This window comes from Parabacteroides distasonis, from assembly GCF_004793765.1.
GTDB classification, from domain to species: Bacteria; Bacteroidota; Bacteroidia; order Bacteroidales; family Tannerellaceae; genus Parabacteroides; species Parabacteroides distasonis_A.
Genome location: NZ_SRYM01000021.1, coordinates 51,814 through 62,163 on the forward strand (window position 1 = coordinate 51,814; position 10,350 = coordinate 62,163).

Annotated in this window: 8 protein-coding genes; 2 read left to right on the forward strand and 6 right to left on the reverse strand. The window is 36.0% G+C overall.

The window, feature by feature from the left end:
- The 4 genes from E5342_RS09350 to E5342_RS09365 are packed head-to-tail and all read right to left on the reverse strand — an operon-like array spanning nt 1 to nt 8,926.
- Nucleotides 1-1,875: an AAA family ATPase gene (locus E5342_RS09350; protein WP_135959263.1), complete on the reverse strand. Its 1,875-nt coding sequence runs from the start codon at nt 1,873-1,875 to the stop codon at nt 1-3.
- A complete protein-coding gene (locus E5342_RS09355; RefSeq protein WP_135959264.1) occupies nt 1,872-5,438 on the reverse strand; it encodes an Eco57I restriction-modification methylase domain-containing protein in 3,567 nt (1,188 codons plus the stop codon). Before E5342_RS09355 ends, E5342_RS09350 begins: the two co-directional genes overlap by 4 nt.
- A 12-nt stretch (nt 5,439-5,450) precedes the next feature.
- Nucleotides 5,451-8,711, reverse strand: coding sequence for a helicase-related protein (locus tag E5342_RS09360; protein WP_135959265.1), 3,261 nt, complete (start codon nt 8,709-8,711; stop codon nt 5,451-5,453).
- A 2-nt stretch (nt 8,712-8,713) separates the two neighbouring features.
- Entirely contained in the window at nt 8,714-8,926 is a 213-nt protein-coding gene (locus E5342_RS09365) for a helix-turn-helix transcriptional regulator (protein WP_135959266.1), read from the reverse strand.
- A 134-nt stretch (nt 8,927-9,060) separates the two neighbouring features.
- Between E5342_RS09365 and E5342_RS19995 the strand changes: the two genes are divergently transcribed.
- Nucleotides 9,061-9,192 carry a hypothetical protein gene (locus E5342_RS19995; protein WP_282593907.1) on the forward strand — a complete coding sequence of 44 codons (132 nt, stop codon included), beginning with the start codon at nt 9,061-9,063 and terminating at the stop codon, nt 9,190-9,192.
- An 11-nt stretch (nt 9,193-9,203) separates the two neighbouring features.
- The gene (locus E5342_RS09370) at nt 9,204-9,428 is read left to right on the forward strand and encodes a Fic family protein (RefSeq protein ID WP_135959267.1); all 225 of its coding nucleotides are present in this window, start codon (nt 9,204-9,206) and stop codon (nt 9,426-9,428) included.
- 132 nt (nt 9,429-9,560) lie between these two features.
- Here the strand turns inward: E5342_RS09370 and E5342_RS09375 are convergent, their stop codons facing one another.
- Both E5342_RS09375 and E5342_RS09380 read right to left on the reverse strand, forming a co-directional pair.
- A complete protein-coding gene (locus E5342_RS09375; protein WP_036618105.1) occupies nt 9,561-9,863 on the reverse strand; it encodes a DUF6506 family protein in 303 nt (100 codons plus the stop codon).
- 74 nt (nt 9,864-9,937) lie between these two features.
- Nucleotides 9,938-10,350 (reverse strand): CatA-like O-acetyltransferase (locus tag E5342_RS09380; protein ID WP_135959268.1); only part of this gene is annotated, 413 nt, incomplete at its 5' end.

The window sequence follows — 10,350 nt, forward strand, 5'->3', positions numbered from 1 at the left end:
TTAAGATAATGCGTCTTTTAATGTTCCTTTATCAAGCTTAGTGTTCTGTAAGAACATATCTTTCGTTATTCCTAAATTAGGAATATTCATAAGATTTTCAATCATCTTATTAAGCCTTGTTTCTTTTACCACTGGAAGTGTTCCATGATTCCCATTAATAAAATCATATAACATAATCCCGTCATATTGCCATGTATCAATAATACAAAGAGGATTCTCTTCTTTACCTCTAATCATATCCTGTTTTAATTTAAACTCAAAAGAATAATTGTGTAGAGGATGGACAAATTTAAGGTGGCAATCTTTGTCAACAAGCAATATTTTTACTTTTATAGATATCGTTTTGAGATCCTCAATTAATTTTATTGCATCGTATAATTCACGTTTATAAATGGGATATGATAATTTCTGATAATGTGCAGATGGATTTAGTATGGTTAGTCTTGAGCGAGAAAAACGTTTTTTGATATCCTCTGGAATTGAATTTGTATATTGTAATAATCTCTTCCACAAAACATTTAATTCTACAAAACGTCCTTCTGCATTTTTACAATATTCATCGGGTAAATATTCTGTTACAATTTCCTCCAACGCTTTTCTAATATATAATGCACATGTAGTGTAATCGTTTGCTGCATAATATTTCTTTGACTTGGATAATGAATCGTTTTCGCCATCTATAATTATAGGAAATTCGTACTTGGTAGTTTCGTCTTCTCCAACGTACATTTCTTTCTTCAGCCATTGAGAGCTCATTTTATGCTCTCTAATCTTACAATCTACAAAATTATATAGGTTTAGGTCATGGGTAAAGAATAAGATTTGATATCTATTAGCAAAATCGCCCAGCAACAAGTCCATAAGTTTATCCCTATTACTCATATCAAGGCTTATCATTAAATCATCTAATACCAATACTTTTAATGCGTCTGGAACGGCTGTACCTATTCGTTGGTCTATGATTGCCAATCTAATGGCAACAGCTATTGCTGACATCTTTGCCTCATTAAGAAACGATTGTGGCTTCTTTATTTGAACGGCTTGATTGTTGTAACTTGTTATCGCCAAATCTATATGGAAAGATGTCCATTCATAATTTTTATCTTTCTTAATATGAGTGGGTGGGGTATATTTCAGTTCAAATTCTATGTTGTAGCCAAGTTTTTTAACATAATCAGACGCATGGCTATTTATAAAATCTATCAGCTTTACAAATTGGTCATTAAAATGTTTTTCAAAATCCAAAAAGTCAGAGTATTCAGGACTGTTTTTATATACTTGTATTGTATCACCGTTATGGTTTATTGTCGTTCCCGGTCCTTTTTTGTACTCTTCCCACATTGAGCCAGCATTCGTTAAGGTTTTGCCTTTTATCGGAAACGAGGGGAAAGTTACATAAGGTAATACAGAATAGTTAAAAACCTCATACAAATCAGGTGTCTCACTATTCTTAAAATCCTGAAACTTAAAGATTGACTGATAATTAATAAAGTCAGTTGCCTTACGTGATTCTTGAACATCAGTATTTCCACAAATAGCACTATCCAATAAAGACAATACATATTCTGCATTGTTGTCTGTTTCTATCTTTATACAAGAATCACAATGTTCCTTGTTTGTAATAGGACAAGTTCGCTTTGTTGCATAGATATTAACCAATGATTCCTCATTGATTCCGAAGGGCTGAAAATATTTATCTGTTTCAACCGATCTCTTGAAAGATGCTTCCAATAGGGTATAGACTCCCCAAAACAATGAACTTTTACCGCTTCCATTCTCTCCATACAAAAGCAAGTGGTTGCCACTGATATTTATTACTTTTTCTTTACCGAAAAACTTAAAGTTGGACAATGTTAATGTATTAATCTTGCTCATATTGTGGCTGTTCTATGAATTTGATAAATAAAATTATGGCTTCTGGTATCTAATAACATTATCTTTTGCCGAACCATATTTTCTGATTGCTGATACCATTTGTAGAATGATTCTATTGTTGTATCAACATTAGATATACCACTCCAGTCATAGTTGTTCAAATCCGAGATTACATCTATCAGATTGTCTTTCATGTGTTGCTCGAAATATAGTTCATAGAAAATCATGTCAACAATCTCCTCAATATGCGTTGCCAACCTCTTATTACTTGTATGAGTAAGAATGTCAGCGTTGTCTTTGTCATAAAGGTAAAGCAAGAAATCTGCTAGTTTTTCAATGATTATTTCACCTTTACTCGTTTGTTGAGGTTCAGGTACAGGAAACGGTTTTATATAATCGGGTTTAAATCTAAAGAATCCATTTGCTAAAACTGTTCCTGTGTTTGACAAAAACCACCAACAAAGACGAGAATTTAGCAGAGCCATCCAGAACTTATAGTTTTCTTGAATGTCGCTTTTTTTTATGTATCCGTATATTGTTGTCGTTTGATAAAATTCGCCTTTTGTATCTAATGCGAAATTTCCCCCCATTGAGATATCTGGCGCAACAAGTTTTTCATTGTCAAACAGAACAAGGTTCTTTGGATAAATATATCTGAACCAGTAGTCATCATTACGCAATCGTCCCTTTTCGCGGTTTCGCAGTTCTTCTTTACATTCCTTCAAATAGGCATATCCATAGGGATATAGGACGGACAATTCATTTTCCGTATATAGTACTGCTTTCCCATTCTCTATCTTATATGGGAAAATTACATAACGATTAGTCTTAATACTGTCATAACGATGAACATCTTCTCCTTTAAGCAAAGGTTTTACCAAACCACGTTCAATCTTAACACAGCATTTAAGATGCTTTGATTCGCCAATTATCAAACCATTTTGTTCTGCGCATTCATACAAGAAATACACATCATCCTTACTCGTTTGTAGTCCACAAAATATCCTGTCAAAGATATCACCAATACACCGAGAATGCTTTTCTATTTCTTTTAGAATCTTTGTTGTCTGTCCTACTGTCAGCACCCAAGTGTTTTTATCAAATTTCTTTGCAGGGATTTCTGATGCTGATTCTTTGTCTATGGATTTCAAGTATTGTCCTAGTTCTTGATTTGTCTCCAAATTATGATCAAGTTCATAATAATGCAATGCTTCACTGTTTGGGACAAACCATTGCAATGCCGTGTAAGTTGAAGCGTTAAATACTTGATATGCTCCAAAATTGATGATTTTATTTGCTGCATTGTGTTCTGCCACCAAACCTCTCAGTCCCTTCCCGAAAGCCGCATTAGTCCATTTCATAGGCATTATGAAATTTACTATTCCACGGCTGTTGATTAACTGCAAGCCTCGCTCTACGAATATTGCATATAAATCAAACGAGCCGGTGGCAACCTTGTATTTGTTTACCAGTTCATCTGCATACAAAGGATTGACATCCCTTATTCCTTGTATTCTTAAATAAGGTGGATTGCCAATAATCAGGTCAAATCCCATAAAGTTTCCATTATCGTCAAGAAGTGAAGGGAATTCGAATCTCCATTCAAATGCATCGTCATAAAGTTTGTTGCATTCAATCTCATCAAATTCTGTTTCTAAGTCTTTTAGCTGTTTCTTTAGTTTTTTCAGCAAAGCTATTTCTTCTTGAATACGTTCAAACAATGTTGGAGCTTCAAGATTATTGATTTTCTTTTTAAGCCTTGTTAGCTTATTTCTTTCCTTATCAGTCAATTCTGAACGGAACACACTTTTAATATCGTTAATGGTACTTTTGAATTGCTCTTTCGTGTTATGATCGGAAGTATTTGTGTATTCTGCAACCATTTGTTTGTATTTTTCAAGCGACATCCGCTCATCTTCTTCGCAGCCAACGTTATACTCTTTGAAAACATCATCCAAAGGTTCGTTTATGTCATAACAATTCAATAGGGAGTTGCCACAAACTATTTTATAATCTAAATTGGGAAGTGGCTGCGGCTTTTCTGCATCAACAACCAATGCCAACCAGAAACGTAAACGTGCAATGTCAACAGCACCCTGTTCGATATCAACGCCAAAGATATTATTTTGGATTATATCACGTTTCGTGTTAGTAGAATCAAAGTTCCCATGAGGCTCTGCGTGTGAATGTAAATGATGTATTGCGTGATACAATACATAAAGGATACCCATAGGGAATGCTCCCGATCCAATGGCAGGATCACATACTTTAATCTCTTTAAGTAACCGGGTAAATCGTATCGCAATGTCCTTGCTTTGGAGTATAGGATTCACCACTCCATCATTGATAAGTTGCTCAATAGGTCCGGCATATTGCTCTGATGGCTCGTGAGTTTTGAGGTATTGTATCACACTTTGGCGACACATATATTGCACAATCTCCTTTGGGGTGTAGAATGCTCCTTTGTCTTTGTTATCCTCCAATAGATTTTCGAAAATATGTCCCAACATTTCAGGATCGATACCTACCTCGCTATCATCGGGGTCGTTCTCATCAATGGTGAAGTTGTATTGAGAGAAAAAATCCATCAATTCCTTGAAGTAGGTATATGAAAAATCAATGCTTAGATTATCTGTATCATCGGGGTCAAAGAGTCCACCATTGAGATATGGAATACCCTCAAACTCTGTTAAAAGAGATAAATCCCATCTTTTCTTTGTAAACAATGCAACACGTTCTTCCGACTTAGTATTTAAAACTCCAAAGAATAATGGCTCTAAAATATCGCTTAACAACCTATTATTATTAAGATATTTATCAATGAGATTACTAAGGAATTTTTTATCTCCACCTTCCCATTTAGTGTTAGATGCAGGTACACCCATCCATCCTTTCTTTTGCAAGAACTGCAAGAATACCAAACGGCCTAATAGCTTCTTGACATAATCACGATGTGGTTTTGTATTGCCAATCTCTTTCAAGAATGCATAGTATTGCTCCTTGTATTCTCTAAAAAAGTCTTTGTTGAGTCGCTCGACAGAGAATGCATCAATAACATCTGTCAAATAGATAGATTCAGATGTCTTCTTATTAGCCAATTCTATAAGTCGGCTTGCAGCCGTAGTGCAAGGCTCGTTCTTGCCTAACAAGAATGTATATCGCTTAGGGGCAGTTTCCTTCTTGACCAGTTCTCCACTTTCATTGAAATAGGTCTGCTTCGCAATAAAGGTTAAACGATAGTCATCTTTGTCTTGTGAATGGTAGAATGCTAATGCTCCATGAAACTTATCTTGGTCTATAAAATTAGCCGCAATATTACGCAAATCTTTACGGTTGCGTGGAATAAGTACATTGTCTGCAACTTCAAAATCGAATATAGCCAATGAACGTCCATCATCTAAACGGATGTTTCCCGCATGGCCACCATCCTTAACATGTGAATCCGTAATCTTAGTAACACTTGTGAAGATTTCAACTTTGGGGAAAATCTTTTCCAACAAATCTTTCCAAATTTTGAAATCAAATCTTGTAGATAGTATATTTTTCAAATATGCTTGATTCATAACGATACTTTATTACATATTAAAACTCTCTGAAATAATAATTTCAGGTATAAAATCTTTCGATACTTTAAGCATATCTACTTGTTTATCGACATTTCCATTTTGGACATGTTCCAATGGATATGCTGATATAATCTTTATTAATTGATCAAGTAAAATAACTGGCTTGACAGGAGCTTTTTTTGTTACTGTTTTCAGTTTATTTATATCTCGCTGCAACTGTTGGAATTTACCAGTTGTGATAGCTCGTTTTGCTTTATTAATCAATTCAAGTTCTTGTTCCGTAATGTTTGGAATACTTGCAAAACCATCAAGATAAGCTATAGCCTTTTTTTCGTTAGGACCTTGCGCAGGATTAACTTTTTGTCTTGTTGCCTTGGTCGCTTCTTCTTGTGTGGCAAATGCGTCAAGTGCAGTTTTCACTTGCTCGTGATGCATAGAATGGAGCGGTATAGGCTTTTCGTCTATACGGGCTTCAAATTCTTTCACGGCTTCCAAGAAGGTAAGTTCCTCTATGCTTCCATCTTCTCGAATAAATGTAAACGCATCACGTCGTTTATTACGAATAAACACGATAGTACTTCCGGGTATAAACTTACTCTTGCGACCTGTGCGGGTTCTCAATGGCAGTTTGCTGATTCGTTTAATCAAATCAGGATCATCTTGTTTAAGGTGTCGAAGCCACATCAAGTAGCGCAATTTCTCATCACGTTCCTCATCTACATCCTTATCAAACAAACCGAAGCTCTCAGGATTCTCATCAGTAGAATATATCTGACTATCTTCGCCCAATGCTGCATGAAAGGCAAAGAGCTTCATTTTCGCTTTCTTCTCCAATTCAATGTCATCATTAACTTTGGATGTTGGGAAGAAGTTGAAAATATATACCTCTTTGGCAGTGCTACCGATACGATTCACACGGCCTATTCGCTGCATAAGCCTTGTTGAATTCCAAGGCGTATCGTAGTTTACAATAACATTTGCACGATGGAGATTTACTCCCTCGGCAAGAACCTCGGTGGAAATAACTATGTTATAATCGTTCTTCTTGTCACCTTTGTAGTTGGCATCGAAGTTCTCCTTCAATAGCGGCATTTGGATGTCTCTATTGTCACTCTGTACCGTCATAATTTTGCCCAAACCATGATTTCTGAGAGAGTCATAGAGATATTTTGTGGTCTCTTTTGATTCTGAGAATATGACTAGCTTACCCTCGTGATTAATGGATTTATCCAATAAAATATCTTTGAGGTATTGGATGAAGATATCTAACTTAGGATCAACATCTACAGCATCCCACATAGAAACCAATTCCTTAAGAATAGCATTGTCTGCCTTAATTCCCTCCTCAAAGCCATCTTCAAAATCATCAGGTGCACAGACTTCTATTGTCGGGTCAGTGTATTTTGCCTCCTCAATAAGCTTTATCAACTCGTCTTCCTTATCTTCACTAAGTAATTCATTGACTTTTAGATTAGGGGCGATGTATATAGTACCATTGCCAAACATATTAAGCATCACTTTGTTGGCCTCGTAATATCGATGCAATGATTGCTTAAATGCATAGAAACTGCTATCTATTCGTTTGACAAGCAAAGTCTTCATAATGCCTGCCAATTGGATAGAGATCATATCAGCCTTCTTGTACTTGCTTTTCTTAGGTGACTTCAAGTATTTTATTGCTTGGTATCTGTAATATTTAAGACCGTTTATTTTATCACTTAGATACATTATAGTTTTGTCGTACAAAGCTTCTAATTCAGTATCCAGTTGATAATATATCTTTCGAGGAGACCTGACATCAGGGAAGTGGATATTCTGTTCCTCCAAATCTTTGCGATATGCATCATTTTCCATTAGGTCGGTACGAGTACGACGTACTGTTAATGGCTCCACAACCTTAATGCGTATTCTCTCATATATAGCCTTGACTTCATCAGCGATAAGAGTTAAGTCCTTTTGCTTTTTTAGCTTGTTGTACCTGTCAATATGCTCACGAAAGAATCGCTGCAGGTTACCCTCCTCTAAGGTACTATCCTTAGAGTCTTGGAACAAATATACAAGATTGGCTATATCTTCAGGCTTATTATTAAGTGGTGTGGCTGATACGAGTATCACTTTCTTGTCGTGCAAACTGCCATCATAGCGTTTTGTCTTAGTCTTACACAACTTCTGCAATTCGTTGTACATTGATGCCGTGTCGCTTCTAAATTTATGCGCTTCGTCAACAATAATCAAATCATACAATTCAGGATTCTTAATCTTATGAAGACTTCCGTTTGTTATGATTCTGAAATTGTCTAGTTTAAACTCTGCAAGAGTCTCCTCCCAGTTATCTTTCATTGCAGGAGGAACTATCACTAATATATGAGAACGATGTGTTGGAAATCCATTAGAGAAAAAGAATTTCTTTGCTATAAGGGCAGATACAACGGTTTTACCTAATCCGACAACATCGGAAAGGAAAAAACCATTGTGTTTCATCATCTTGACATATCCATCATTGACTGCATCTATTTGATATGACAACTTCTTATATCCCGTAGGCAAATCGGATACAGAGTTAGGGTCAAAGTCAATACTCTTGCCGAAGTATTCTAATAAGAATTTTAGATATACTTCGTAAGGGGTAAAGTTGGGATTAAGATATGAATCACTCTTTATCTTTTCTATGTGTGTTATGTCTATTTCTACAGACTCTTCCCATAGTTTTTCAAAGGTTTCGGTGGCAAACTGTATGTCGTCATCATAGCGTAGTTCCACGTTGAACTCGAAATTCTTTTCTAGTCCAGCCTCAGTCAAATTACTGGAACCTGTAATGACCGATCCATAACCATGAGGATGATATACTTCTTCACGGAATATATATATCTTGGCATGAATGTTTTGTTTTGGATGAATTCGCATGGTTATTCTACCAGTTACTATATCCTCTATAAACTGATACATGCCATCCTCGACCTCTTTATCGTATTTCGCCTCTTGTATATTACGTTTAATGTCGTTAAAGAACTCTTCTTGGGACTGTTCAGCGTTAGGATTAAATAATAATCCCTGTTGATTTGCTTGATAGGTAAGCTTATCGACATTTATACCAACCAAAATTCTAATATATGGGGTCTGTTGTATGAATTTTCGGATTCTAAAATAACCGGAAGCCCTAAAATACCCAACAAGTGCATCAAAGAAATGTACTTTTTTATACTTGAAAACTCCTTCAATTTTTTCAAGAAGAGTATTCTCTTTTTCGTTTGTGAAAAAATTTGTTCCCATAATCAAGCACCTTTCAGGTTATTTATTAAATCTTTTGGCTCTACATTTAAAACAGTTGCAATCTTGACAAGCATTTCTAATGATGGTTGTGAAGTATTGGAACACCAACGAGAAATAGTAGCTTCATTCTTTTGGAGTTGTTCTGCTAACCATTTCCCTGTTCTATTTTGTTCAACCAATACTACTTTTATTCTATTTATTCTTTCTGTTTCCACACTTGTTTTATTTTAAAGAATAGCAATAAATTGACCATATCTGCAAATGTAGTGATAATTTCGGAAAAACAAATATGAATTTGAGATAAATATTAGCTATACTTGTTGGGTAAACTAAAGTAACGACGCAAGGAATGGAAACTCCTACATGGTCTTCTGATGGGGGCTTCGTTACAATCACGTTCAAGCGGTCTGATTTCAAATCTGATATCATAGAGAATGATAAAGAAGACAAAAAGATAACAGAGGGGGCAAATACCCCCTAAGTACCCCTCAAGTGGAACTGCTTATTCAAAAAATGGAAGATTCTTACATGACAATGAGGAATATGGCGGATGTATGTGATATTAAAGACTTAAAGTATTTTCGCGAGAGCTATATTACCCCCGCATTGGAAGAAGGATTGATTGAACGCCTTTATCCAAATCAGCCGAAGCACCCCAAACAACAATACCGACTGACAGAAATGGCTAAGGAATGGTTAACAAGTAATGCCAAATAGAATCATTGCTTATGTGTAATATGTAATACAATACTGGCGAAAGAAAAAACAAGCTCTCTTTTGGTTTCTTTCGCCAGTATCAATCTTATTATAGTTGAAATACGAACTTAGTTAAATCGCTGAGGATTTTAACTAGAATATGCTATCTCCACTTTGGTGATTAAACGCAGGATGGAGATCAAACCTAACAACACCAACTAAAGCCCTTCCTTCGACTGCTTTGCTAACACGCGCTACGCCATTGAGACCAAAACCGGCACAAAGTTCAATAGCAGTGATGCCTTCCTTTACCAACTCTTTAGCTACATATTCAGCTTCTTCGTAGTCTTTTACACCCACTACCGTCAGATTAACGACAGGAGAATCAATAAATGCTTTGTGCGTTTTGTAATCATTCTCAGGCGCAATGTAAATAAATGCTGCTTTTGTTGTCATAATATTTGCTTTAAAAGATATTTATCATCTGAATGTTGTTGTTATGAGATGCAAAGATAGCGTTTTCCCTAAACTTATATTCTCAGATTATCAATTTCTTTCTGAATCCCGTCCAAAAATCGGGAAGCGTGCACCCCGTCCATTTGCGTGTGGTGGAACTGGAAAGAAACGGTAAGTGTCGTTTTCAGTAGGCGGTGTTTGTATTTGCCCCAAATAAGAAACGGATTATTAAAAATGCCGCTATACATGCCGACTGCACCGTCTATTTCATATTGTGCCAATGCGGAAGTCCCGATAACCATGCTTTCCGTCAAGTCGTGATTAACGCAACTTTCAGCCACTTGTTTGGTAAGTCGCAGATAGTGTTGGTTAAACAAAGATAAATCATCGCAGAAAGGAATATCACATGAACTTACCTCGCCCTCTCTGTTGGCGACAATGGTGTTTACTGCAATGGTATCGTACTGCATCAGTTTACCGCCAACGG

Excerpts from the sequence above, each read along its gene's own strand:
- E5342_RS09360 (WP_135959265.1), bottom strand. The coding sequence starts at position 8,711 with ATGGGAACAAATTTTTTCACAAACGAAAAAGAGAATACTCTTCTTGAA.
- E5342_RS09375 (WP_036618105.1), bottom strand. The coding sequence starts at position 9,863 with ATGACAACAAAAGCAGCATTTATTTACATTGCGCCTGAGAATGATTAC.
- E5342_RS09355 (WP_135959264.1), bottom strand. The coding sequence starts at position 5,438 with ATGAATCAAGCATATTTGAAAAATATACTATCTACAAGATTTGATTTC.
- E5342_RS09350 (WP_135959263.1), bottom strand. The coding sequence starts at position 1,875 with ATGAGCAAGATTAATACATTAACATTGTCCAACTTTAAGTTTTTCGGT.
- E5342_RS19995 (WP_282593907.1), top strand. The coding sequence starts at position 9,061 with ATGGAAACTCCTACATGGTCTTCTGATGGGGGCTTCGTTACAATCACG.